Source organism: Herbiconiux liukaitaii, from assembly GCF_041927495.1.
GTDB lineage: Bacteria > Actinomycetota > Actinomycetes > Actinomycetales > Microbacteriaceae > Herbiconiux > Herbiconiux liukaitaii.
On the sequence record NZ_JBHFHG010000004.1, the window covers coordinates 19,141 to 43,179 of the forward strand.

Below are 24,039 nucleotides of genomic sequence, written 5' to 3' on the forward strand. Positions count from 1 at the left end.
AGCACCGGATGCGCATCAAGGCAACACTGAGACGCCCAGGCGGCTCGAGCGACAACCTCCAGATCACCGCCGACGCCACCGCGAGCGTCTCCGACATCGCCGAGGCCATCTACCGGGCGGATCCGCAGCGCGCAGACACCCAGCGCACCGATCCCCTCTCCGCCGTGCCCGCCGATCTCACGCTGCAGGTCTTCGGCTCCACCGGCGGCGCTCGCGTGCTCGACCCGAGCTCGAACCTGCTCGAATCCGGCGTGCGCTCCGGTTCGGTGCTCGAGATCACCCAGCACAGCGCGAGCTTCGCGGCCCCCGGCCACAGCGGGCCGGTCGCCGCCACCCTGCGCGTGCTGAGCGGGCCGGATGCGGGGGCCGAGTTCTCGCTGCCGTTCGGCTCGAGCTACATCGGCCGCGAGCGCGGCATCGACGTGCGGCTCTCCGACGGCCTCATCTCGAAGCGCCACGCGCGCATCAACATCGGCGAGCACGTCGAGATCATCGACATGAAGTCGGCCAACGGCCTCGTGATGGGCGGCGAGCAGGTGGCGCGCACCACCCTCTCGTCGGCCGACGTGGTGGTGCTCGGCGACACGGCGATCTGCATCGTGCCCCAGCAGCGTCTGGGTGGCGCAGCCCCGTCGACCCCGGTGATCGAGTTCAACCGCTCCCCGCGCGTCGTGGCCCGCTACCCGGGCGCCGAGTTCCCGACACCCACCCCGCCCAAGCAGCCCCAGGCCATCCGCTTCCCGCTCGTGGCCCTCGCGGCCCCGCTGCTCATGGGCCCCATCCTCTTCCTCGCCACCGGATCGGCGCTCAGCCTCATCTTCATCGCGCTGAGCCCCATCATCATGATCGGCACCTGGGCCGACCACAAGATCCAGACCAGGCGGCAGCTGCGCGACGCCATCAAGCTCTTCAACGACCAGATCGACGCCTTCGTGAAGACGATGCACGAGAAGCAGCGCATCCAGCGCGCGGTGCGACTCACCGAGGCGCCCGCCGTGGCCGCCACGGTCGACGCGGTCACGCGCCTCGGCCAGCTGCTGTGGACGCATCGCCCCGAGCACACCGCGTTCCTCACCGCGCGCCTCGGCGTGGGCACGGGCCCGAGCCGCGACAAGATCACGCTCCCCAACTCCAACGAGGTGCTGCCGGAGTACTGGGCGCAGGTGGAGGAGATCGCCGACCGGTTCTCCCGCATCGACGGCGTGCCGATCGTGGTGGAGTTCCGCAAGGCGGGAGCCCTCGGCGTGGCCGGCAACGGCGACGCGAGGCACGCCGTGGCCCGCGGCATCGTGACGCAGCTGGCCGGGCTGCACTCCCCCGCCGAGCTCGTCGTCTGCGCCCTCGCCTCGCCCACCTCGCGTGCCACCTGGGAGTGGCTCGAGTGGCTGCCCCACACCACCTCACCGCACAGCCCGCTGGGGGGCGACCACCTCGCCGACAACCCCGGATCCGGCGCCGCCCTGCTCTCGCGCATCGAGGCGCTCATCGACTCCCGTGCCCCCGGTGCGCCGAGCCCGCGCGGCCCCATCGATCCGGAGCTCGACAAGGAGGAGCTCGCCCACCCGCGCACGCCCTCCGTGCTCGTGGTCATCGAGGACGACGTGCCGCTCGACCGCGGCCGCCTCACCCGGCTCGTGGAGCGCGGGGCGGATGCGAACGTGCACGTGCTCTGGTCGGCCCCCTCCATCGGCGACCTGCCTGCCGCGTGCCGCAGTTTCGTGAGCGTCGACGGCGAGGCGGCGGCCTCCAGCACCGCCGGGCAGGTGCGGCTCGGCGAGCACACCTTCCCGCTCGAGTGCGAGACCGTCGACGCCGAGACCGCGCACCGGCTCGCCCGCCAGCTCGCCCCTGTCGTCGACGTCGGCGCCCCCATCGACGACGACTCCGACCTGCCACGCTCGGTCTCGTACCTCTCGCTCGTGGGCTCCGAGCTCGCCGAGGTGCCCGAGGCCGTGATCGACCGCTGGCGCGAGAGCAACTCCATCGCCGACCGCTCCGGTGCCCCTCTCGTGCGGCGAAAGAAGGAGGGTTCGCTGCGGGCCCTCGTGGGCCACTCCGGCACCGAGCCGTTCTACCTCGACATCCGCAACCAGGGCCCGCACGCTCTCGTGGGCGGCACCACGGGTGCCGGCAAGAGCGAGTTCCTGCAGTCCTGGGTGCTCGGCATGGCGGCCGCGCACAGCCCGGACCGCGCCACCTTCCTCTTCGTGGACTACAAGGGCGGCGCGGCCTTCGCCGACTGCGTGGGGCTGCCGCACACCGTCGGCCTCGTCACCGACCTCTCACCCCACCTCGTGCGCCGCGCCCTCACGTCGCTCCGGGCCGAGCTGCGCTACCGCGAGCACCTGCTCAACCGCAAGAAGGCGAAGGACCTGGTCTCGCTCGAGAAGACCGGAGACCCCGACACCCCGCCGAGCCTGCTCATCGTGGTCGACGAGTTCGCCGCCCTCGTGCAGGAGGTGCCCGAGTTCGTCGACGGCGTCGTCGACGTGGCCCAGCGCGGCCGCTCGCTCGGCCTGCACCTCATCCTCGCCACGCAGCGCCCCGCCGGTGTCATCAAGGACAACCTGCGCGCCAACACCAACCTCCGCATCGCGCTCAGGATGGCCGACGCCGACGACTCCAGCGACATCCTGGGCGATCCGATGGCCGCCTACTTCGACCAGTCCATCCCCGGCCGCGGGGCCGCCAAGACCGGCCCCGGCCGACTCGCGTCGTTCCAGACCGGCTACGCGGGCGGCTGGACTACCAGCGAGGTGCCTCGGGCCAGGATCGACATGATCGAGATGGACTTCGGATCGGGCGCGAGCTGGGAGGTGCCCGAGATCGAGGCGCCCCTGCTGGCCGACCCGGGGCCGACCGACATCGCCCGGCTCGTCACGAGCATCCGGACCGCCGCCAAGATGGCCGACATCCCGGATCCGCGGAAGCCGTGGCTCGACGAGCTCGCGGCCGTCTACGACTTCTCGCTGCTGCCGAACCCCCGCACCGACGAGCAGCTGCTGCTCGGCGTGATCGACGACCCTGCCTCGCAGTCGCAGCCCACGGTGTTCTACGAGCCCGACCGCGACGGCAACATGGCCATCTACGGCACGGGAGGCTCGGGTAAGAGCGCCACGCTCCGCACCATCGCCGTCTCGGCCGCCGTGACGCCGCGCGGAGGCCCCGTGCACGTCTACGGTCTCGACTTCGGCTCGAGCGGCCTCACCATGCTCGAGGAGCTCCCGCACGTGGGCGCCATCATCTCGGGAGACGACGAGGAGCGCGTCATCCGGCTGCTGCGCATGCTGCGCGACATCGTCGACGACCGCTCCATCCGCTACTCCGCCGTGCGCGCCGGTTCCATCGGCGAGTACCGGCGCATCGCCGACGCCCCCGCTGAGCCGCGCATCCTCGTGCTCGTCGACGGCATCGGCGCGTTCCGCGAGCAGTACGAGTTCGGCGGCCACTCCGCGTGGTTCACGACCTTCTCGCAGATCGCCACCGACGGCCGCCAGCTCGGTGTGCACATCGTCGTGACGGGCGACCGGCCGAACTCCGTGCCCGCCTCGCTCGGCTCCACCATCCAGCGCCGGCTCATCCTGCGCCTCGCGAGCGAGGACGACTACGCGCTCGTGAACGCCCCGAAGGACACCCTCTCGGCCGTCTCGCCCCCCGGGCGCGGCGTCATGGAGGGCAACGAAGTGCAGATGGCCGTGCTCGGCGCCGACTCCAACGTGGCCGTGCAGGCGCGCGAGATCGCGAAGCTCGCCGAGGCCATGAGGCGCCAGGGCGTGGCCCCCGCGCAGCCGATCGAGCACCTCGCCGAGAGCGTGCCGCTCAGCACGCTGCCGGCCACCGTGTCCACCACAGGGGCTGGCGGTGCTCTGCAGCCCGTGATCGGGGTGCGCGACGACTCCCTGGGGCCGTTCGCCATCAAGGCCAGCGGTGCCATGCTGCTCGCCGGAACGGCGGGCAGCGGGCGCTCCACGGCCATCGCCACCATCGCGACCGCGCTCAGGCGGGCCGATCCCCGCATCCGTCTCGTGCACATCTCGCCGCGCAAGACCAACCTCACCCCCCTGCCCCTCTGGTCGATCTCGCTCAACGACCCCACGCAGATCGCGGCCTTCGCCGACGACGTCACGGCTCAGCTCGACGCCGAGACCCTGAAGCCGGGGCAGTTCGCCGTGTTCGTCGAGAACATCGGGGAGCTCAACGGCTCGCCCGCCGAGGCCGACGTCGACAGGCTCATCAAGCGCGCGCTGCGCGACGACGTGTTCGTGGTGGGCGAGAGCGAGTCGTCGACCTGGTCGTCGGCCTGGACCCTCGGCGGGTCGTTCAAGAACTCCAAGAGAGGGTTGCTGCTCGTGCCTGGCGACCTCGATGGCGACTCGCTGCTCGGCACGTCGCTCGGCCGCTTCAAGCGCTCGGATCTGCCGCCTGGCCGGGGATTCTTCGTGCAGGGCGGTCGGGTCACCAAGCTCCAGGTGGCGACCCGCGATGACTGATTCCAGGGTCGTGGAAGGGTCATGGGGACTTCTCCCCATCGCCTCGATCGACACCTGTCCGTAGTGTCTTCCTTGTGAGAACGACTCACAGGAAGTAGCGGAACCGGACAGCCCGGTACCGCGGAACGAAAAGGAGAGCATCATGGCCGTTTGGGGTCTCGACGTCGAGCAGGTTCGCTCGCTCAGCAAGCAGCTCAACACCCAGTCGCAGCAGGTTCAGCAGATCCTCACGACTCTTACCAGCGCCCTCCAGAGCGTGCAGTGGTCCGGTCCGGACGCGGAGAACTTCCGCAACGAGTGGAACTCCACTCACACCGCCGCTCTGAAGCAGGTCATCACCGCCCTCGAGGACGCCTCGCAGAAGGCCTCGAAGAACGCTTCCGACCAGGAGGCCACCTCCAACGCCTAGTTGGAACCGGGCGGGGGCCTTCACGGGCTCCCGCCCTCTCTTTTCTTTTCTCTATCTATCCGATCCGCACGCTTGAGAGGGTGTCATGGCTGGTGGTTTCTACGGGGCAGACGTCGAACAGCTCCGACAACTGGCGAAGAAGTTCGACAGTGCCGCTGAGAATCTGAACACGGTGACGTCGACGCTCACCACGAGCGTCAATCAGGCGCAGGCGTGGCAGGGTCCGGATGCATCGACTTTCCGTTCCGACTGGAACGGCACGCACACGGCGCAGCTCAAGGCTGCGGTGGCGGCTCTCACCTCGGGCAGCGATGCCCTCGTGAAGAACGCCGAGGAGCAGAACACGTCGTCCACCGACGGGGGGACCTTCGGTGGCGGGGGCGGCGCCGGAGGGGGCGGCGGCTCGGGATCGGGCGGCTCAGGCGGCTCCGGCGGGGGTGGCTCGAACGGCGGCGGCACCTCGGGTGGCGGCGGCGGAGGCGGCGGGGGCGGAGGAGCCGGTGACGGTTCCGATGACGACTCCGGCAGCTACGCCCACGGCTTCGAAGACGAGGGCTACGCCGATTCCGGTGTGACCTACGACGAGAACGGCAATCCGGATGCCAGGGCCGAGGCCGGCTGGCAATGGGGCACCGGAGCGGGTGCCAACGGCAGCTTCGGCGACGAGAACTTCGGCGGCGAGGGATCGGCCGACGTCTTCCTGGGTGTCGACTCCGACGCCGAGGCCGGAGCTGGCTGGAACGAAGACGGCGCCTACGCCGATGCGTCGGCAGAGGGCTTCGTGGGTGGCCGCGCCGAAGCCAACGGCTCGTTCTCGGCGGGTGACGGCATCCTCACGGGTGAAGGCAGCGTCGAGGCCATCGTGGGGGCCGAGGCCCAGGCCAACGCCGGTGCCACCATCGGCCTCGACGGCATCGGTGCGAACGCCGGTGTCGACGCCTTCGTGGGCGGTCGCCTCGGAGCGGATGCCGAGGCCTCCCTCGCCGACGGCGCCGTCACGGCCGGCGCAGGCGCCGAGGTGATGTACGGCATCGGCGGCCATGCCAACGTCGACGCCTCCATCACCATGGACGAGATCAGCGTCGGGTTCGATGTCGGGGCAGCGTGGGGCTTCGGTGCCGGCGTGAGCGCCGAGATCTCGATCAGCCCGAAGGACACCATCGACGCCGTCGGTGACTGGCTCGGTTTCTGACCCCTCTGATCGCATTCCCCTTCGAACTCTGAAAGGCTCGAACCATGTCGAACACCCTCAGCTTCCCGGGCGACTCCGCCCCCGCCCTCCCCTCCATCGGTCTCACGGTGCCGGATGACTGGAGCGCCCTCGCGGTCTCCGGTGCCGTGCTCGCCGCGGGAAAGCAGGTGGAGCCGGAGCACTTCCGCCCCAACATCGTCGTGGCGATCTCGCGGTTCGCAGCGGGCTACACGCTGCAGACCGCCATCGACGCCGTCGTGGCACGTGTCGAGTCCATCGAGGGTGTGCAGGAGCTCGGTCGCGACGCCCACGAGGTCCTCGGCCGTGAGGGCTTCCGCATGGAGTTCAGCTACCCGGATCCCCGGGTCGGCTCGCTCATGCAGGGCGTGCGGATCGCCATCGTCGAGAACGGCCCCGTCACCGACCTCGTGCAGATCACCGGCACCACCTCGGGGCAGCAGGCCACCGAGATGTGGGATGAGATCCGCGAGATCCAGTCCAGCGCGATCACCACGGCGTAAGGGCATGGCTCTCTCGTTCACCGATGCCCAGGCCCAGGTGCTCGCCCTCAACAGCGACGAGCTGCCTTTCGTCTACGAGGCGACGCCCTACGGCATCCGCGCCTCGTGGAAGTACGCCGACGTGAAGTGGGCCGCCATCACGGCGGCAGGCACCATCTCCGCCGAGTACGAGCTGAGGGTCACGCTCGACGCCGCGGAGGCGACGTGGACTTTCGACGAGACCGAGACCTCGAGTCGATCCGGGGTGCAGAGCACCGGCGACGGCGGCTTCGGCCTGTCGTTCGGCAGCTCGACGTTCAAGGGCAACCAGAAGAAGTCCTCCTTCCGATTCGGCGCCGGATCGGCCGCGAGCACGAGTGACCGCCAGGGCACCCACGAGGGCAACACCTACGGGTACTCGTTCACGACCGACGAGGTGAAGGATCCCCTCGTGGGCGCCCTCACGGCCGCCGGCTGGGAGCCCGCCCGCAAGGGCTTCTTCGGCACACTCTTCGGCGGCTGAGTAGTGCGACTCCCTCAACGGGTGTAACTTTGCAGTCTGCGCAATGTTTGGCGCAGGTTCCCATGTGCGCTCTCTGAGGATTGTCATGTCTCGTTCCGAATCGTCGTCCCGTTCCGTGAAGGGCGACAAGGTGCCGTCCAAGGGTGCCAAGGCCTCCGAAGCGAGGGCTCAGGCGCTCAAGGACGCCGGCGGCAAGATGACGCACCGCCAGATCCTCTTCATCATCTTCGGACTGATGGCGGGCATGTTCCTGGCCTCGCTCGACCAGACCATCGTGGGCACCTCGATGCGCACGATCGGCGACGACCTCGATGGCATCTCGCTGCAGGCGTGGGTGACCACGGGCTACCTCATCATGTCGACGATCTCGACGCCGCTCTACGGCAAGCTCTCCGACATCTTCGGCCGCCGCCCGCTCTACATCATCGCGATCGCGATCTTCCTCGTGGGCTCGCTGCTCGCCGGCATCGCCACGAACATGTACGAGCTCGCCATCTTCCGCGCCATCCAGGGCCTCGGTGCCGGTGGACTCATGTCACTCGCGCTCACCGTGATGGGCGACATCCTCGCCCCCCGCGAGCGGGCCAAGTACCAGGGCTACTTCCTCGCCACCTTCGGCATCTCGAGCGTGATCGGCCCGCTGCTCGGCGGCCTGCTCTCCGGCGCTCCCGAGATCCTCGGCATCACCGGCTGGCGCTGGATCTTCCTGCTCAACCTGCCCATCGGCGCCGTCGCCATGGTGATCGTGCTGCTCTTCCTGCACATCCCGCACACCAAGCGCGCCGTGCGGATCGACTGGTGGGGCGTGGCCGCCGTGGTGCTCACCGTGGTGCCCGTGCTGCTCGTGGCCGAGCAGGGCCGCGAGTGGGGCTGGGGATCGTGGGGCGCCATCCTCTGCTACGTGCTCGCGCCGATCGGCCTCATCCTCTTCCTGGTCGTCGAGAAGCGCATGGGCGACGACGCCATCATCCCGCTCAAGCTCTTCAAGTCGCCCACGTTCTCGATGGCCACGATCCTCGGCGTGCTCGTGGGCTTCGGCATGTTCGGCGCCATGATGACGCTGCCCAACTACCTGCAGATCGCCACCGGCGCCACGCCCACCGAGGCGGGCCTCATGATGATCCCGATGGTGCTCGGCCTCATGATCGCCTCGATCGTCTCGGGTCAGCTCATCTCGCGCACCGGCCGCTACCGCATGTTCCCCATCCTCGGCACGGGCCTGCTCGTGGTCGCGTTCTTCTACCTCACCTTCGTCTCGGCCGACAAGCCGGTCTGGTACGTGCTCATCGGCATGCTCGTGATCGGCCTCGGGCTCGGCCAGCTCATGCAGACCCTCACGATCGCGTCGCAGAACTCGGTGGGGCCGCGCGACATCGGTGTGGCCACCTCGGCGTCGACGTTCTTCCGCTCGATCGGTGGAACGCTCGGCACGGCCGTGGTGTTCTCGGTGCTGTTCTCGCGCCTCGGCACGACGCTCCCGGCCGCCTTCACCGACCCCGACATCCTGGCGGGCGCCCAGACGGCCGCCGCCGACCCCTCGGTGCAGGCGGATCCGGCCAACGCCGCCATCCTGCAGATCCTCACGAACGCGCAGAGCAACCCGGCCTCGGTCGGTGACGCCCTGAGCGGGGACACCTCGTTCCTCGTGGGCGCCGACCCGCGGCTCACGCTGCCGTTCGTCGACGCCTGGGCCAACGCCACGTCGACCGTGTTCTGGGTGTGCCTCGCCGTGGTGGCGGTGGCGTTCGTGCTGAGCTGGTTCCTCAAGGCCACGCCGCTCCGCGGCAAGTCGGCCCTCGAGGAGGCGGCAGACGCCGATGCCGCTGCGGCCCCCGCCGTGCAGGCGCAGCTGGCTGCGGACGAGATGGGCGCCATGGTGGCCCCCGACACGAGCTCCACGCCGGTGCAGCGCCCCGCAGACCGCTAGCCCGGCCGACCGCCAACCTCAGCGACCGCTAGAAGTCGCGGAGGTTGGCGCGCAGGCCGCCCGTGCCGTAGGTGGTGCGGAGGATGCCGCGGCGCCGCAGGATCGGCACGAGCTCGTCGAGCATGCGGTGGATGGTGACGGGGTGCAGGTCGCCCGAGAAGATGAAGCCGTCGTTCTCTGTCTCGTCGCCGATCTCCTGGATGAAGTCGGCGATCTCCTCCGCCGTGCCCACGTAGCCTGCGCGCTCGGAGATGCGCCCGAGCCGTGCCTTCGCGGTGAGCAGCTCGCGCAGCGTTGCGTCGGCGAACGAGTCGAAGCCGCCGAGCAGACCCTTGATCGAGCCGCGCGAGACGTGGTCGCCGAAGATCGCCGGATCGACCGGCCGATCGAGATCGAGCGCGGTGAGATCGGTCTCGAGATCGCTCGACTGGCCCGCGGCGATCTGCAGCAGAGCGGCGTCGTCCGGGTGCGCGGAGGCGTCGACGAGGCGCTGCGCCTCCTCGGGGCTCGAGACCACGATGGGCTTGAAGACGAAGAGGATGTCGATGTCGGCGGGGCTGCGACCGTGCGCGATCGCGGCCTCGTGCACACGGGCCCGGTAGGCGCGGATCGTCTCGACGTCGAGCGAGGCGAGCGCGAGCTGCACTTGCGAGTTGGTGCCCGCGAAGGAGAGGCCGCGCGGCGAGCCGCCTGGCGAGACCACGATCGGGTCGCCGGAGGAGGCCTCTGGCGAACGCGAGCCATCGGCGGCGCCCGACCCGCCCCCCAGCTCGGGGAACGGCAGCGCGTTGAGCGGCCCGTCGAACCGGTAGTGCTCGCCTCGGTGCTCGAAGGCGTCGAGCTTCGACCCGTCGGCGAAGTGTCCGGTCGCCGCGTCCTGCACGAGAGCGCCCTCGCCCCAGCTGTGCCACAGCCGCTGCACGGCCCCGAGCCACTCCTCGGCCCGGTCGTACGCCCCGTCGTGGTCGAGCGGCGGCACGCCGAAGTGGCGCGAGGAGCCGACATCCGTCACCACGTTGATGCCGAACCGGTGATCGCTCAGGTGCTGCAGCGTGGCGAACTGCCTGGCCGCCTGGTACGGCGCGTAGGCGAGCGGATTGACCGTGGGCGCGATGCCGATGTGCTGCGTGACGTCGAAGAGGTACGGCGCGAGCAGCAGCGGGTCGTGCTTGGGCCCGCCGTAGGCGCTCCGGATGCGCAGGTCGAGCGTGTCGGCGTTGCCGAGCGAGAGCGCATCCTCGATGATCACGAGGTCGAAGCCCGCCTGCTCGAGGGTGCGCACCGACTGCTGGTAGAGCTCGGGGCGGTGCCAGGGGTGGTTCCAGTCGTAGTACGGATGGCCCCAGCCGTGCGGGCCGAAGCCGCGCGAGAGGAACCAGCCGAAGTGCTGCGGGTGCGCCACCATCAGACGGCGACCCGGTCGGCAGGGCGCAGCACGGCGCCGGACGCCGCGAGCGCCTGCGCCAGGTCGGCGAGCAGGTCGTCGGCATCCTCGACCCCGATCGACAGGCGGATGAGCCCCGGCCAGATGCCGGCCTCGTCGAGCTGCTCCCTGCTGCGGTAGGCGTGCGTGGTGGAGGCCGGGTGGATGATGAGCGAGCGCACGTCGCCGAGGTGCGTCATGCGGGTGAAGAGCTCGACCGCGTCGATGAACCGCCTGGCCTCCTCCTCCCCGCCCTCGAGCGTGAACGAGAACACCGACCCCTGGCCGCGAGGCAGGTACCGCTCGGCGAGGGAGTGGTGGGCGCTCGACTCGAGCCCCGCGTGGTCGACCGAGGCGACGCCCGGCTGCTGGTCGAGCCAGCGGGCGATGGCGAGAGCGGTGGAGGACTGGCGGTCGACCCGCAGCGAGAGCGTCTCGATGCCCTGCTCGATGAGGAACGCGTTGAGCGGCGACGGCGTGGGCCCGAAGCGCGAGGCCACGACGTCGCGCGCGTAGACGGAGAAGGCGGCCGGCCCGAAGCGCTCGAGGTAGCTGCGGCCGCCCAGGGCGTGCGCCGGAGACGTGAGGTGGGGGAAGTGCGGCGCCCCGGATCCGTCGACGGCGCCCCAGTCGAATGCGTCGCCCGACACGATGGCCCCGCCGAGCACCGAGCCGTGCCCGGCCAGGAACTTGCTCGCCGAGTGCACCACCACGTCGGCGCCGTGCTCAAGCGGGCGCAGCAGGTAGGGCGTGGCGAAGGTGTTGTCGACGATGAGCGGGATGCCGTGCCTGTGCGCCACCTCGGCCACGAGAGCGAGATCGACGAGGTCGTTCTTGGGGTTCGGGATGGACTCGACGAAGAGCGCCCTGGTGGTGGGGCGGATGGCGAGCTCCCACGCGAGGGCGTCGTTGTGATCGGCCACGAACGAGGTCGAGATGCCGAGCCGACCGAGGTTGTCGACGAACAGTCCCCTCGAACCCTCGTAGATGCTGTTGGCCGAGACGAGGTGGTCGCCCGCCTGCAGCAGGGCGAGCACCGCCACCGACACCGCCGCCTGGCCGCTGCCCACGAGGATGGCCTCCCGCCCGCTCTCGAGGGCGGCGATGCGCCGCTCGACCGAGGCGTTCGTGGGGTTGCCGATGCGCGTGTAGGTGAAGCCGTCGTCGGCGCCGCCGAACCTGTCGCGGGCCTGGTCGAAGTCGTCGAAGACGAAGCCGGCACTGAGGTAGATGGGGGTGGCTCTGGCGTTCACGCCGCCTGGGCCGTCACTCGTGCGGCCGGCGTGCACCTGGCGCGTGGCGAAGCCGTGGGGCCGCCCTGAATCGTTCATGCCGGTCATCCGCCGCTCCTCCCGTGGTCGATGCACCAGAGTCGCACGTCGGCCCGTGGCGCAAGCCGTTTGCGAAGTTCTGTTACGAAATGCGGGGGCGCTACTCTAGGAGAGCGCTCTCACGAGCCGCGACCGCCACGCAAAGGAGCAGTGCACGATGACGACCTCATTCCCTCCCGGGTTCCTCTGGGGCTCCGCCACCGCCGCGGCCCAGATCGAGGGCGCCGCCTTCGACGATGGCAAGGAGGCCTCGATCTGGGACACCTTCTCGCGCCTGCCCGGCGCGGTGCTGAACGGCGACACCCCCGATGTGGCGGTCGACCACTACCACCGCATGCCCGCCGATGTGGCGCTCATGAAGCAGCTCGGGCTGCAGTCGTACCGCTTCTCCACGAGCTGGGCGCGCATCCGCCCCGGTGACCGCGACGTCAACCCCGCGGGGCTCGACTTCTACTCGCGCCTCGTCGACGAGCTGCTCGAGGCCGGCATCCTGCCCTGGCTCACGCTCTACCACTGGGACCTGCCGCAGGCGCTCGAGGAGAAGGGCGGCTGGGCGAACCGCGAGACGGCGTTCCGCTTCGCCGAGTACGCCGAGATCACCTACCAGGCGCTCGGCGACCGGGTGACGCACTGGACCACCTTCAACGAGCCGTTCTGCTCGTCGCTGCTCGGCTACGGCTCCGGTGTGCACGCACCAGGCCGGCAGGAGCCCGCCGCCGCCGTGGCCGCCGTGCATCACCAGCACCTCGCCCACGGCCTCGCCGTGCAGCGGCTGCGCGACCTGGGGGCGCCGCACCTCGGCATCACCCTGAACCTCACGAACGCCATCCCCGCCAACCCGTCGGACCCGGTGGATGCGGATGCCGCGCGCCGGCTCGACGCGCTCAACAACCGCATCTTCCTCGACCCGCTGCTGCGCGGGGAGTACCCCGCCGACATCCGCCACGACCTGGCCGAGTTCGGTCTCGACGACATCGGCGACGACGCCCTCGTGAAGCCGGGCGACCTGCAGATCATCGCGCAGCGCCTCGACTTCCTGGGCGTCAACCACTACCACGACGACATGGTGAGCGGTCACCCGCTGCCCGCGCCCGCCGACCCCTCCGTGGTGCCCATCGACCCGCACGCCGTGGCCGGCGGTCGCGCCGTGGGCTCGCCGTTCGTGGGCTCGGAGTTCATCACCTTCCCGCTGCGCGGACTGCCGCTCACGGGCATGGGCTGGGAGGTCAACCCGGCAGGTCTCCGCACGCTGCTCGTGCGCCTCGGCCGCGAGTACCCCAACCTGCCTCCGCTCTACGTCACCGAGAACGGGGCCGCCTACGACGACACCGTGTCGGATGGGCCGGAGGGCGAGGCCGTGCACGACGTGGAGCGTACGCAGTACATCCTCGACCACATCGACGCGGTGTCGGAGGCGCTGGCCGACGGCGCCGACGTGCGCGGCTACTTCGTGTGGTCGCTGCTCGACAACTACGAGTGGGCCTGGGGCTACGGCAAGCGCTTCGGCATCGTGCGGGTGGACTACGACACGCTCGTGCGCACTCCCAAGGACAGCGCGCTCGCCTACGCCGAGGTCATCGCCGGGTCCGCAGCCGCGTCGTGATCCCGAGCGGCAATCCCACACTCGAGATGGTGGCCGCCGCGGCCGGTGTCTCGCGCGCCACGGTCTCGCGCGTGGTCAACGGCAGCCTCTCGGTGACCCCGGAGGCGGCCGCGGCCGTGCACGCCGCCGTGGCGGAGCTCAACTACGTGCCCAACCGGGTGGCGCGCTCGCTCGCGAGCCGGCGCACCGACGTGATCGCGCTCATCGTGCCGGAGTCGACCTCCACGGTGTTCGCCGATCCGTTCTTCGCGCCCGTGGTGCGCGGCGTCGCGCGAGCTCTCGCCGACACCGACTTCACGCTCAACCTGCTCGTGGCCTCCGAGGCGCGGCCCGAGAAGACCCGGCGCTACCTGCTGGGCGGCAACGTCGACGGAGCGCTCGTGGTGTCGCACCACTCGGGCGACCACTCCTACCTCGGGCTCAGCGACTCCCTGCCGATCGTGTTCGGTGGGCGCCCGCTCAACCCCGAGCTGGCCTCGCGGCACTATGTCGACGTCGACAACCGCGCGGCGGCCCGTGCCGCCACCGAGCACCTGCTCGCGGCGGGGCGGCGGCGCGTGGCCACGATCGCGGGGCCGCAGGACATGCCGGCCGGCATCGACAGACTGGCCGGGTGGAGCGACGCCGTCGGGGCCGCCGGTGGGGACACCTCGCTCGCCGAGCACGGCGCCTTCACCCAGGAGTCGGGGGCAGAGGCCGCCACCCGGCTGCTCGACCGGGCAGGCGCATCCGCCCCCTCCGACGGCCCCTTCGACAGGCCCTTCGACGGACTCTTCGCGGCGAACGACCAGATGGCCGCCGGCGCCATCCAGGTGCTGCGGCAGCGCGGCTACGCGGTTCCGGCCGATGTGGCCGTGGTGGGCTTCGACGACGACGCGTTCGCCGCCACGCTCGACCCCCCGCTCACCACGGTCAGGCAGCCCGCGACCGAGCTCGGGGTGTCGATGACCGAGCTGCTCGTGCGCCTCATCAACGGCGACGAGGTGGCGCACCGCACCATCATCCCCACCGAGCTCATCCGCCGCGGAACGGCCTGAGCAGCAGTCACGCTGGATCGTCAGGGGGTGCCGCGCGGTCGCCACTGGGCTGCGCGCTCGTTCACCTCGGCGAGGCGTGCGGTCTCCTGCACGCGCCGCTCCCGGGTCTCGGGCCGCTTCGCCTGCACGATCCACTCCAGGATCCCCCGGCGGGCCGAGCGCGGGAACGCCTCCCAGTTGCTCCTCGCGTGCGGGAACGCGTCGAACGCGTCGGCGAGGTCGGCGGGCACGATGAGGTCCTCCACCTCGTCGAGCAGCGACCAGGCCCCGTTGGCGACGGCGGCGGAGATGGCCTCCTCGCCGGCAGGCAGCATGAGGCCATCGCGCCGCAGCGCCTCCACCCGCAGCTTGTTCGGCCGCGACCACGCGCTCGTGGGCTTGCGAGGCGTGAAGTAGAGCATGGTGCGCTCGTCGTCGAGCTTCTGCGGCTTGCTGTCGACCCAGCCCACCGCGAGCGCCTCGGAGACCGCGTCGTCGTAGCTCACGGCGGGGCGGCCGGTGGCCTTCTTCCACGAGACCAGCCACACCGACGGCTCGGTGCGGTGGTTCTCGACGAGCCACTCGCGCCACTCGGCGCGGGTCTCGGCGTGGAACCGACCGACCTGCGGCATCGCCCCGCCCCTCCCGGTTACTGCGTGGTGGTGCCGTCAGCGGTCGCTGCGGCGAGAGCGTCGACGAGCTGGTCGAGGCCCCACGGCAGCGAGAGCGCGGTGGGCGGCGAGACGGCGGCGATGTACTGCGCGCCCACGAGCTCGGCCACGTTGCCCGACGCGACGGCCGGGATGACCGAGGTCTGCGGCGCGGTGAGGAACGTGTCCGCCGCCTCCTGCGTGTCGGAGTACGCGAGCACCACGTCGGACTCGAGCTGGTCGAGCTGCTCGTAGCTGAGCGTGTAGAAGAACGTGGAGTCGCCATTGGCGAGCGCGTCGACCGACGGAGCGCTCTCGAAGCCGAGGTCGAGCATGAACTCCACCCGCGGGTCCTCCTTCTTGTAGACGTAGAAGGTGCCCGCGGAGTCGACGACCGCCGCGATGGTCTTGCCCTGGAACTCGGGGTGCTCGGCGGCCTTCTCGGCGAGCTGGTCGTCGATGCCGGCGAGCACCTCCTCAGCCTCCTCCGACTTGCCGAGGGCCTCGCCCACGATCGTCACGACGTCGCGCCACGGGGTGCTCCACGCCTGGTCCGGGTAGGCAACGGTGGGGGCGATCTGGCTGAGCGTCTCGTACTGCTCCTCGGTGATGCCCGAGTAGACGGCGAGGATGACATCCGGATCCGCGGCCGCGATGGCCTCGTAGGGCGGCTCATCGGCCGACTCGGGGAGCACGGTGGGCATCTCGGCGCCCGCGGCATCGACGGCCTCCGCCACCCACGGCAGCACGCCGTTCTCGTCGCCCGCGTAGGAGTCGAACGGGATGGCGACGGGGATGGTGCCGAGCGAGATGGCGGCGTCGGTGGAACCCCAGCCGAGCGTCACGACGTTCTGCGGGTCGGCGGGCACCACGGTCTCGCCGAAGGCGTGCTCGATGGTGACGGAGTCACCGGTCGAGGCGCCCGTGGTGCTCGAGGCGGAGTCGCCGGTGTCGGATCCGGAGGCGCAGCCGGTGAGCACGAGTGCTGCGGCGAGGGTGGATGCGGCGAGGGCAGCGAGACGGGGGCGGGGCACGTGTTCTCCAAGGGGGTTCGGGCTGGGTGGTGCGATAAGGGTTGCCTTACCTAATCATCGTAGGTCACGATGCCGCTCCATGGAAGCGCCCGCGGGGGACGACCATCGGGGACCCGCTCACCGGATCCGGGATCACGAGCGCGTCGAGCCCGAAGGCACTCCGCACGATCTCCGGCGAGATGACCTCGGCGGGAGGCCCCTCCGCCACGATCCGGCCGCCCGCCATCACCACGAGGTGGTCGGCGTACCTCGCTGCGAGGTTGAGGTCGTGCAGCACCATCACCACGGTCGTGCCGCGCTCGCGGTTCTGCTCGTGCAGGAGGTCGAGCACCTCGATCTGGTGGGTCACGTCGAGGAAGGTGGTGGGTTCGTCGAGCAGCAGGATGTCGGTCTCCTGCGCCAGGGCCATCGCGATCCACACGCGCTGCCGCTGGCCGCCGGAGAGCTCCTCCACGCGGCGTTCGGCGATCCCGAGGGTGTGGGTGGAGCGCAGGGCAGCGGCGACCGCGCGGTCGTCCTCCGCCGTCCACTGCCGGAACAGGCCCTGGCGCGGAAAGCGGCCGCGGCCCACGAGGTCGGCCACCGTGATGGCCTCCGGCGCCACGGGCTGCTGCGGCAGCAGGCCGAGCACGGTGGCGAGCTTCTTGCTCGGCAGCCGGTGCACGTCGGCGCCGTCGAGCGTCACGGCCCCCGACTCCGGCTTGAGCAGGCGCGCGAGCGACCGCAGCAGGGTCGACTTGCCGCACGCGTTCGGCCCCACGATCACGGTGGTGGCGCCGTCGGGCACCTCGAGGTGAAGCTTCTCGACGATCCGTCTGCCATCGTAGCCGAGGCTCAGATCCTCGGCGCGCAGCTCGTGCCTGGTCATGCTGCTCCTCTCATGCGGTTGCCGCGGGCCAGCAGCGCGAGCAGGATCGGGGCGCCCACGACCCCCGTGACGATGCCCACGGGCACCTGCAGCCCCGGCAGACCGTGCTGCGCCACGATGTCGGCGCCCGACACCACGACGGCCCCCACGAGGGCGCTCGTGACAAGGGCGGCGCCGCCGCGCGTTCCGCCGCCCAGCAGGCGCCGGGCGATGGGTGCCGAGACGAAGGCCACGAAGGCCACGGGCCCTGCCGCCGCGGTGGCCACGGCCGCGAGCCCCACCGCCACGAGGGTGAGCAGCAGCCGCGTGGGCACCACGCGCACCCCGAGCGCCGCGGCGGCCTCGTCGCCGAGCTGCAGCATCCTGAGCCTCGGGGCGAGCAGGGCGAGGCCGAGGGCGAGCACGACCCCCGCGATGGCCATGACGGCGATCTCCTCGGGCTGCACGGTGCCGAGGCTGCCCACGAGCCACACCAGGGCCGCCTGGGCGTCGCGCACGTCGGCTCGCGTGAGCAGGTAGCCGATCGCCGCTTGCGCGAGGAAGGCGAGGGCGATGCCGATGAGCACGAAGCGCGACCCGGCCATGCCGTGCCGGGAGGCGAGCACCGTGATGAGCGCCGCCACCAGCACGGCGCCCGCGAAGGCCGCGAACGACACGGCGAGGCCGCTCCAGCCGAGCAGCAGGATGGCGCCGACGGCCGCCGCGCTCGCGCCCTGCGAGATGCCGATGATGTCGGGGCTCGCGAGCGGGTTGCCGAGCAGGCTCTGGAACACGGCCCCCGCGAGCCCGAACGCCGCGCCCACGAGCACGGCCAGCACGAGTCGCGGCAGCCGCAGCCCGAGCACCACGAAGCGGTCGCCGCCCGAGCCCTGGCCCACGAGGGCCGCGAACACGTCGCCGGGAGGCAGCACGCGGTCGCCGAGCATGAGGGCGAGCACGGCGAACGTCACGAGCAGCACCACGAGCACCGCGGTCACGGCCACGAGCCGCCCTCCGCACACTCGGCGCACGGCCGCGAGCATGCGCCGGTCGTCGTCCCACTCCGCCCCGGCCTGCCCGCGCCGGCCGCCGTCGTCGGCGCCGGGATGCTCGCGCCGGCCGCCGTCGATGCCGGTCATCGGATGACCGCCCGGTCGCGGCGCACGAGCGCGATGAGCACCGGTGCGCCGATGATGGCCACCACGATGCCGGCCTCGAGCTCGGCGGGCTGCGCGATGAGACGGCCGAGGGTGTCGGCGAGCACGAGCAGCATGGCGCCGAGCGGCAGGGAGTAGATCGCGATCCACCGGAAGTCGGCCCCCACGAGACGCCGGGCGAGGTGCGGCACCACGAGCCCCACGAACACGAGCGGGCCCGCGAGCGAGGTGGCCGATCCGCAGAGCAGCACGATGGCGATGCCCGCGGCGGCCCTCGTGAGGCCCACACGCTGGCCGAGGCCGCGTGCCACGTCGTCGCCGAGGGCGAGCCCGTTCAGGCTGCGGCCGAGCAGCAGCGCCATGGCGGCGCCCACCACGAGGAACGGGGCGAGGGTCACCACGGTGCCCGCATCACGCGCCACGAGCGAGCCGACCGACCAGAACCGGTACTGCGAGAGGGTGTCGAGATCGCGCAGCAGCACGAGCGTGATGAGCGAGGTGAGCACGGCCGTGACGGCGGCGCCTGCGAGGGTGAGGCTGAGCGGCGTGGGCCCTGTGCGGCCGGAGGCCACCGCGTAGACGAGCACGGCCGCCGCGGAGGCGCCGAGGAAGGCGAACCAGATGTAGCCGGAGGGGCTCGTGACCCCGAAGGCGGAGATCGCCACGACCACCGCGAGCGAGGCGCCCGAGTTCACGCCGAGCAGCCCCGGGTCGGCGAGCGGATTGCGGGTGAGCCCCTGCATGAGGGTGCCCGCGAGACCGAGGGCCGCGCCCGCGACGAGGCCGATGACGGTGCGCGGCACCCGCAGGTCGAGCACCACCATCTGGTCCACGGAGGTGTCGGAGCCGCTGCCGCCGGTCGCGCGGCCGCCCAGCGCCTCGAGCACGCCGGCCAGGTCGATCGACCGCGATCCGAGGAACAGACTGATGCCCACCGCCACGAGCACACCCACCACGAGGCCGATCAGCCCGAGCACGCGAGCGAGCCGCCGCCCCTGGGCGGCTCCCTTCACTGCCCCTCGGCCTTGCCGAGCCGCCAGTAGCCCATGAACGCCACGCGGTGCCGATCCACCCCGATCTCGCTCACGAGCAGTCTGCGCAGCAGCTTGATGCACGCGGATTCGCCGGCCAGCCAGGCGTAGAAGCGCCCGGAGGCGTCGTCGGGCGAGTCCCACAGCATCTCGACGTCCACGTCGATGTCGGCGAGCTCCTGGGTGGTCGCGGACAGGGCGGGGGCGATGCGGTCACGGTGGGTCTCGACCCACTCGCGCACGGCGTCGGGCAGCCGCGGGGCCGCATCACGGGGCAGCCACGTGATCGTGGCGTCGGCCGCGGTCTCGACCTCCCACCGGTCGCCCGAGGTCGGCACCTCGAGGAAGGCCTGCGCCCGCGTGCCCGCCGGGAGCGACTCGAGGATGGCGCAGATGGCGGGCGCCGCCGTCTCATCGCCCGCGAGCAGGTAGTCCACGGCCTCGCCAGGGTGCCAGTCGAGGCCCTGCCGGTAGTCGAGGCTCAGGTCGTCCGGGCCCACGAGCACGATCTCGTCGCCCACGGCCGCCGAGGCGAGCCACGCCGCAGCGGGGCCGTCCGCGCCGTGCTCCGTCGTGTGCACCACGAAGTCGATGTCGAGCTCCACCGGCCGGTCCGAGGTCGCCGCCCGCAGAGCGCGCACGGTGTAGGTGCGGAACGGGTTGCGCTCGGCATCCGGCAGCTCGCGCCACGCCTGGTACCAGACCCCGGCGTCGAGGCTCCGCTCGTCGAACCAGAAGTCTCCGCCGTAGCTCCCGTCGGCGTGCGGCAGCACGAGCTTGACCCGCTGGTCGAGCCGCGCCGTGCCGAAGCGGTCGAACTCCGCGCCGGTGAACGTCACCCGTCGGAAGCTCGGACTCAGCTGCTCGATGCGCACCACCTCGGCCCGGAACGGGCGGTACGAGGGCCGGGCCGAACGCTCGGCGTTAGTGCGGGCAACATAGGTAAGCATAACCTAATTATGCACGACCCTCCTGAGGCTCCCCCAGATCCACGAATCGAGCGGTGGGCAGGCGGCGCCGGATGACGGCGAGGGCGTCGGGGCTCTGGTCGACGAGCACGAAGTTGCGGCCGAGGGCTCTGGCCACGGCTCCCGTGGTGCCGCTGCCGGCGAAGAAGTCGAGCACCCAGTCGCCTTCGCGCGACGACGCCTGCACGATGCGGCGCAGGATGCCCTCGGGCTTCTGGGTGGGGTAGCCGGTCTTCTCGCGGCCGGTCGGCGAGACGATCGTGTGCCACCAGACATCCGTGGGCAGCTTGCCCGCCGCGGCCTTCTCGGCCGTCACGAGCCCCGGCGCCATGTACGGCTCGCGGTCCACGGTGGTGGAGTCGAAGTAGTAGGCGGCCGGGTTCTTGACGTACACGAGGATCGTGTCGTGCTTCGTGGGCCAGCGGTTCTTCGACTTCGCCCCGTAGTCGTAGGCCCAGATGATCTCGTTGAGAAAGCTCTCGCGGCCGAACAGCGCGTCGAGCAGCACCTTGGCGTAGTGGGCCTCGCGGTAGTCGAGGTGCAGGTAGAGGGTTCCGTCGTCGGCGAGCAGTCGCCAGGCCTCCACGATGCGGGGCTCGAGGAACTCCCAGTAGTCGTCGAAGCGGTCGTCGTAGCTCAGCAGATCGCCCCGGATGCGGTCGTACTGCCTGCCCTGGAAGCCGATCACGCGGCCCGGCCGCTTCTCGCCGGGGTCCGCATCCGCTCGGGTGCGCGTCGAGGTGGTGGCCCGCCTGGTCTGCGTGCGCCCGGTGTTGAAGGGCGGATCGAGGTAGATCATCGTGAACGAGCCGTCGGGCAGCCCCGGCGTCACCTCGAGGTTGTCGGCGTGGAACACGATCCCCTCGCCGCGCGGATCGTCGCCGAACGCCTCGAGAGGCGAATCGACGACGGGCACTCCGCAATTCTGACAGTTCCGAGGGTGCGGGGTTATCCTCGGGGCACGATGAACACCGAGATCCGCAACGAACGCACCCAGAACCGCTACACGATCAGCCTCGACGATCAGGTGGCGGGTTTCGCCGACTACCGCATCGAGGGCGAACGCATCGTGTTCGTGCGCACCGAGGTCGACCCCCGCAAACGCAAGGCGGGCGTGGCCGGCGAGCTCGTGCAGCACGCGCTCGATGACGTGCGGGTGAACGGATCGCTCGCGGTCGTGCCCGACTGCTCGTTCGTGGCGCACTTCATCGACACGCACCCCGACTACCAGGAGCTCGTCGACCGCGGCTGAGCGAGGTGCGGCGGGATTGTGGTGGGATGGGTGCCATGCCCGATGAAGAGCTCCCCACCTCCCGTCCGTTCCTGATCGATGCCGGCGGCGACGTGGCCTCGAATCCGCTCGAATCCGAAGCCGAGGCCGTGCGCGCCGAGGCCGACGGCTACGACGGCGTGCTGGCCATCGAGCTCAAGCACGATCCCTTCGTGAGCCTCGCCCTCTCGGCGAGGGCCACCGAACGGGTGCGCCTCACGAGCGCCATCGCCGTGGCCTTCGCCCGCAACCCCATGAACACGGCGATGCTCGCCAACGACATCCAGCTCATCTCGGGCGGTCGCTTCGTGCTGGGCCTCGGCTCGCAGGTGAAGGCGCACATCGAGCGCCGCTTCGACATGCCGTGGTCGCACCCGGCCAGGCGCATGCGGGAGTACGTGCAGGCGGTGCGCGCCATCCAGCACGCCTTCGAGACCGGCGAACGGCTGAAGTTCGAGGGCGAGTTCTACTCGCACACCCTGCTGCCGCCGATGTTCAGCCCCGGGGCGAACCCGCACGGCGCGCCTCCCATCGTGGTGGCGGGTGTGGGCGAGCTCATGACCGAGGTCGTGGGCGAGGTGGCCGAGGGGCTGCTCGTGCATCCGCTCACCACGCGCCGCTACCTCGACGAGGTGACCCTGCCGGCCCTCGCCAAGGGGCGCGCCACGAGCGGGCGGTCGGATGCGGTGGAACTGAGCCTGCCCGCCTTCGTGGCGATCGGCGAGTCCCAGGAGTCGCTCGACGTGGCGGTGCGGGCCGTGCGCAAGCAGATCGCGTTCTACGGATCGACGCCGTCGTATCGGGGTGTGCTCGAGGTGAACGGGTGGGGGGAGCTCTACGAGCCGCTGCACGCGGGGTCTGTGCGGGGCGACTGGGAGGCGATGGCCGATCTGGTGCCGGATTCGATGCTGGCGGAGATCGCTGTCGTGGGGTCGCCGGCGGAGGTGGCTGCTGGGCTGCGGGCGCGGTTCGGTGGGGTCATCCAGCGGATCTCGTTCAATGCGCCGTACCCCGTCGACCCGTCCATCTGGAGCGAGCTGCGGCGAGAGCTCGCCTGAGTCTGCCCGGGGTGGTGGGTGGCTGCCGCCGGGTGAGGCTAGCGGCGGGTTGAGCCTTGGTAGGCGGCCAGGGCGTCGGCTGCTGTTTCGTGGTCCACGACGTCGGGCTCGCCTGAGGTGGTGATGGTACCCGCGAGGATGCCCTGCACGAAGAGGGGGATCGAGCCGCCGTGGGCCTTGAGCAGGGCGTGGTCGATGGTGGGGTCGTCGAGGGTCTCGAAGGGGGTGCCCGCTTCTTCGTGGCGGCGGCGCACGAGCAGGGAGGGTGCGCTGTAGCGGCGGGCGACGGCGGCCTTGCCTGCGAGCCACGGGTCGTTGTCGGGGCCGGTTCCGGTGAACTTGGCGCGGAAGACGAGGTCGGTGTCGTCACCGCTGCCGAGCACCACGTCGACCGCGAGCTCGAGGCCTCGCTCTCGGATGAGCATCGACGCGATCACACCGAGCTCGAAGGCGTCCTCGCGTGTGAACGACTCGACGTCGAAGGGCTGCACGGCCTCGAGCGAGGCCACTGTGTACGGCTGCATCGCGGCCTCGCGGGCCTTGCCTGCGGCGCTCACGGCACGCGTCCGATCCACTCGGGGGTCGCGAATTTGGTGCGCACCAGCTCCTCGGCCTTGGCGCGTTCCTCGGCGGTGATCTCGGAGGGCGTCGATCCGTAGAGCCCCGTGAAGGTGGTCTTGAGGCTGTCGATGATCTCGGCGCGGGGCAGGCCGGTCTGGCTGCGCAGCGGATCCACACGTTTGGCCGCCGACTTGGTGCCCTTGTCGCTCATCTTCTCGCGGCCGATGCGCAGCACTTGGACCATCTTCTCGCCGTCCATGTCGTAGCTGAGCGTGGCGTGGTGCAGCACCGCGCCGTTGCCGAGCCGCTTCTGCGCGGCCCCGCCGATCTTGCCCTTGGCGGAGGTGATGTCGTTGAGCGGCTGGTAGAACGCCTCGATGCCGAGCGACTTGAGGGCCGTGATGACCCACTCGTCGAGGAACGCGTAGGAGTCGGCGAACGACATGCCCTGCACGAGGGAGGCCGGCGCGTAGATGGAGTACGTGACCACGGAGTTCGCATCCATGAACATCGCGCCGCCGCCGGAGATGCGGCGCACCACCTCGAAGCCGTACTTCGCGGCGTTCTCGGGGTCGACCTCGTTCTTGACCGACTGGAAGCTGCCGATCACGACGGCCGGCTCGTTCCACTCCCAGATGCGCAGCGTGGGCTTGCGACGGCCCTCGCCCACCTCGATGGCGAGCACCTCGTCGAGCGCGAGCTGCATCTGCGGGCTCTCGGCGCCGGTGTGGATGAGCTGCCACTCGTAGGCGTCGAAGCTCGTGGCCTTGGCCACGGCACGGCGCACCGCCACGGCGACGGCCTCGGCGGTGAAGCCGAGCAGCACGGCGCCATCGGGCAGCGCGCTCTTGACGGCGGCCGTGATGGTGGCGGCGTCGCTGTCGACGGGCAGGCCCTCCACGGCTTCGTCGATGAGGGGCAGCGCGTCGTCGGGCTCGAGGAAGAAGTCGCCCGCGAGCCGGAACCCGCTGATCAGCCCGCCCTGCTCCTCGAGATCGACGACCACCAGCTTGCCGCCGGGAACCTTGTACTCACCGTGCATGAACGCC

21 protein-coding genes are annotated in these 24,039 nt (G+C 70.8%); 10 read left to right on the plus strand and 11 right to left on the minus strand.

The annotated features are described in order from the left end of the window. The first annotated feature begins 8 nt into the window (after positions 1-8). From ACEXQC_RS07750 to ACEXQC_RS07775, 6 genes are all read left to right on the plus strand, one after another. Positions 9-4,490 carry a type VII secretion EssC family protein gene (locus tag ACEXQC_RS07750; protein WP_374820167.1) on the plus strand — a complete coding sequence of 1,494 codons (4,482 nt, stop codon included), beginning with the start codon at positions 9-11 and terminating at the stop codon, positions 4,488-4,490. 142 nt (positions 4,491-4,632) lie between these two features. Beyond that, a complete protein-coding gene (locus ACEXQC_RS07755; RefSeq protein WP_374820169.1) occupies positions 4,633-4,899 on the plus strand; it encodes a WXG100 family type VII secretion target in 267 nt (88 codons plus the stop codon). A gap of 85 nt (positions 4,900-4,984) precedes the next feature. After that, a complete protein-coding gene (locus ACEXQC_RS07760) occupies positions 4,985-6,091 on the plus strand; it encodes a hypothetical protein (protein ID WP_374820171.1) in 1,107 nt (368 codons plus the stop codon). A 44-nt stretch (positions 6,092-6,135) separates the two neighbouring features. Beyond that, on the plus strand, positions 6,136-6,612 hold the full coding sequence (locus ACEXQC_RS07765; RefSeq protein ID WP_374820173.1) for a hypothetical protein: 477 nt from the start codon (positions 6,136-6,138) through the stop codon (positions 6,610-6,612). A gap of 4 nt (positions 6,613-6,616) precedes the next feature. Next, positions 6,617-7,114, plus strand: coding sequence for a hypothetical protein (locus ACEXQC_RS07770; protein ID WP_374820175.1), 498 nt, complete (start codon positions 6,617-6,619; stop codon positions 7,112-7,114). Between the two features lie 196 nt (positions 7,115-7,310). Continuing rightward, the gene (locus tag ACEXQC_RS07775; protein ID WP_374821994.1) at positions 7,311-9,041 is read left to right on the plus strand and encodes an MDR family MFS transporter; all 1,731 of its coding nucleotides are present in this window, start codon (positions 7,311-7,313) and stop codon (positions 9,039-9,041) included. Between the two features lie 28 nt (positions 9,042-9,069). On the opposite strand, the gene ACEXQC_RS07780 is transcribed toward ACEXQC_RS07775, so the two are convergent. Then, positions 9,070-10,443 (minus strand): LLM class flavin-dependent oxidoreductase, encoded by a 1,374-nt coding sequence (locus ACEXQC_RS07780; protein ID WP_374821996.1) that lies wholly within the window; start codon positions 10,441-10,443, stop codon positions 9,070-9,072. Between the two features lie 2 nt (positions 10,444-10,445). Beyond that, a complete protein-coding gene (locus ACEXQC_RS07785; protein ID WP_374820177.1) occupies positions 10,446-11,804 on the minus strand; it encodes an O-acetylhomoserine aminocarboxypropyltransferase/cysteine synthase family protein in 1,359 nt (452 codons plus the stop codon). A gap of 148 nt (positions 11,805-11,952) precedes the next feature. Here ACEXQC_RS07785 and ACEXQC_RS07790 point away from each other — a divergent pair, with 148 nt between their 5' ends. Together ACEXQC_RS07790 and ACEXQC_RS07795 are read left to right on the plus strand one after the other, a co-directional pair. Then, positions 11,953-13,398, plus strand: coding sequence for a glycoside hydrolase family 1 protein (locus ACEXQC_RS07790; protein ID WP_374820179.1), 1,446 nt, complete (start codon positions 11,953-11,955; stop codon positions 13,396-13,398). Positions 13,399-13,424: 26 nt separating this feature from the next. Beyond that, positions 13,425-14,435 (plus strand): LacI family DNA-binding transcriptional regulator, encoded by a 1,011-nt coding sequence (locus ACEXQC_RS07795; protein ID WP_374821999.1) that lies wholly within the window; start codon positions 13,425-13,427, stop codon positions 14,433-14,435. A gap of 20 nt (positions 14,436-14,455) precedes the next feature. Here the strand turns inward: ACEXQC_RS07795 and ACEXQC_RS07800 are convergent, their stop codons facing one another. From ACEXQC_RS07800 to ACEXQC_RS07830, 7 genes are all read right to left on the minus strand, one after another. Then, positions 14,456-15,046: a YdeI/OmpD-associated family protein gene (locus ACEXQC_RS07800; protein ID WP_374820181.1), complete on the minus strand. Its 591-nt coding sequence runs from the start codon at positions 15,044-15,046 to the stop codon at positions 14,456-14,458. Between the two features lie 17 nt (positions 15,047-15,063). Then, positions 15,064-16,098: an iron-siderophore ABC transporter substrate-binding protein gene (locus ACEXQC_RS07805; protein WP_374820182.1), complete on the minus strand. Its 1,035-nt coding sequence runs from the start codon at positions 16,096-16,098 to the stop codon at positions 15,064-15,066. A 64-nt stretch (positions 16,099-16,162) separates the two neighbouring features. Further along, entirely contained in the window at positions 16,163-16,966 is an 804-nt protein-coding gene (locus tag ACEXQC_RS07810) for an ABC transporter ATP-binding protein (protein ID WP_374820184.1), read from the minus strand. Continuing rightward, entirely contained in the window at positions 16,963-18,084 is a 1,122-nt protein-coding gene (locus tag ACEXQC_RS07815) for a FecCD family ABC transporter permease (RefSeq protein ID WP_374820186.1), read from the minus strand. The genes ACEXQC_RS07810 and ACEXQC_RS07815 overlap by 4 nt, the downstream gene beginning before the upstream one ends. Then, positions 18,081-19,115, minus strand: a complete 1,035-nt coding sequence (locus ACEXQC_RS07820; protein ID WP_374820188.1) for a FecCD family ABC transporter permease — start codon at positions 19,113-19,115, stop codon at positions 18,081-18,083. Before ACEXQC_RS07820 ends, ACEXQC_RS07815 begins: the two co-directional genes overlap by 4 nt. Next, positions 19,112-20,083, minus strand: a complete 972-nt coding sequence (locus tag ACEXQC_RS07825) for a siderophore-interacting protein (RefSeq protein ID WP_374820190.1) — start codon at positions 20,081-20,083, stop codon at positions 19,112-19,114. Before ACEXQC_RS07825 ends, ACEXQC_RS07820 begins: the two co-directional genes overlap by 4 nt. 7 nt (positions 20,084-20,090) lie before the next feature. Continuing rightward, positions 20,091-21,017, minus strand: coding sequence for a DNA-methyltransferase (locus tag ACEXQC_RS07830; protein WP_374820192.1), 927 nt, complete (start codon positions 21,015-21,017; stop codon positions 20,091-20,093). Positions 21,018-21,065: 48 nt separating this feature from the next. Here ACEXQC_RS07830 and ACEXQC_RS07835 point away from each other — a divergent pair, with 48 nt between their 5' ends. Next, complete coding sequence (locus tag ACEXQC_RS07835) at positions 21,066-21,353, plus strand: GNAT family N-acetyltransferase (protein WP_374820193.1); 288 nt, start codon at positions 21,066-21,068, stop codon at positions 21,351-21,353. A gap of 35 nt (positions 21,354-21,388) precedes the next feature. Continuing rightward, positions 21,389-22,429, plus strand: coding sequence for a TIGR03617 family F420-dependent LLM class oxidoreductase (locus ACEXQC_RS07840; RefSeq protein ID WP_374820195.1), 1,041 nt, complete (start codon positions 21,389-21,391; stop codon positions 22,427-22,429). A 38-nt stretch (positions 22,430-22,467) separates the two neighbouring features. Here ACEXQC_RS07840 and ACEXQC_RS07845 read toward each other — a convergent pair whose 3' ends face one another. After that, positions 22,468-22,986: a heme-binding protein gene (locus ACEXQC_RS07845; RefSeq protein WP_374820197.1), complete on the minus strand. Its 519-nt coding sequence runs from the start codon at positions 22,984-22,986 to the stop codon at positions 22,468-22,470. After that, positions 22,983-24,032, minus strand: coding sequence for a lipoate-protein ligase LplAB (gene lplAB / locus ACEXQC_RS07850; protein WP_374820199.1), 1,050 nt, complete (start codon positions 24,030-24,032; stop codon positions 22,983-22,985). The genes ACEXQC_RS07845 and lplAB overlap by 4 nt, the downstream gene beginning before the upstream one ends. Between the last annotated feature and the right edge of the window lie 7 nt (positions 24,033-24,039).

What these genes read in the sequence shown, in the direction of transcription:
- ACEXQC_RS07750 (WP_374820167.1), top strand. Translation starts at nt 9, where the DNA reads ATGCGCATCAAGGCAACACTGAGACGCCCAGGCGGCTCGAGCGACAAC.
- ACEXQC_RS07755 (WP_374820169.1), top strand. Translation starts at nt 4,633, where the DNA reads ATGGCCGTTTGGGGTCTCGACGTCGAGCAGGTTCGCTCGCTCAGCAAG.
- ACEXQC_RS07760 (WP_374820171.1), top strand. Translation starts at nt 4,985, where the DNA reads ATGGCTGGTGGTTTCTACGGGGCAGACGTCGAACAGCTCCGACAACTG.
- ACEXQC_RS07765 (WP_374820173.1), top strand. Translation starts at nt 6,136, where the DNA reads ATGTCGAACACCCTCAGCTTCCCGGGCGACTCCGCCCCCGCCCTCCCC.
- ACEXQC_RS07770 (WP_374820175.1), top strand. Translation starts at nt 6,617, where the DNA reads ATGGCTCTCTCGTTCACCGATGCCCAGGCCCAGGTGCTCGCCCTCAAC.
- ACEXQC_RS07775 (WP_374821994.1), top strand. Translation starts at nt 7,311, where the DNA reads ATGACGCACCGCCAGATCCTCTTCATCATCTTCGGACTGATGGCGGGC.
- ACEXQC_RS07785 (WP_374820177.1), bottom strand. Translation starts at nt 11,804, where the DNA reads ATGACCGGCATGAACGATTCAGGGCGGCCCCACGGCTTCGCCACGCGC.
- ACEXQC_RS07790 (WP_374820179.1), top strand. Translation starts at nt 11,953, where the DNA reads ATGACGACCTCATTCCCTCCCGGGTTCCTCTGGGGCTCCGCCACCGCC.
- ACEXQC_RS07795 (WP_374821999.1), top strand. Translation starts at nt 13,425, where the DNA reads ATGGTGGCCGCCGCGGCCGGTGTCTCGCGCGCCACGGTCTCGCGCGTG.
- ACEXQC_RS07800 (WP_374820181.1), bottom strand. Translation starts at nt 15,046, where the DNA reads ATGCCGCAGGTCGGTCGGTTCCACGCCGAGACCCGCGCCGAGTGGCGC.
- ACEXQC_RS07810 (WP_374820184.1), bottom strand. Translation starts at nt 16,966, where the DNA reads ATGACCAGGCACGAGCTGCGCGCCGAGGATCTGAGCCTCGGCTACGAT.
- ACEXQC_RS07815 (WP_374820186.1), bottom strand. Translation starts at nt 18,084, where the DNA reads ATGACCGGCATCGACGGCGGCCGGCGCGAGCATCCCGGCGCCGACGAC.
- ACEXQC_RS07825 (WP_374820190.1), bottom strand. Translation starts at nt 20,083, where the DNA reads ATGCTTACCTATGTTGCCCGCACTAACGCCGAGCGTTCGGCCCGGCCC.
- ACEXQC_RS07835 (WP_374820193.1), top strand. Translation starts at nt 21,066, where the DNA reads ATGAACACCGAGATCCGCAACGAACGCACCCAGAACCGCTACACGATC.
- ACEXQC_RS07840 (WP_374820195.1), top strand. Translation starts at nt 21,389, where the DNA reads ATGCCCGATGAAGAGCTCCCCACCTCCCGTCCGTTCCTGATCGATGCC.
- lplAB (WP_374820199.1), bottom strand. Translation starts at nt 24,032, where the DNA reads ATGCACGGTGAGTACAAGGTTCCCGGCGGCAAGCTGGTGGTCGTCGAT.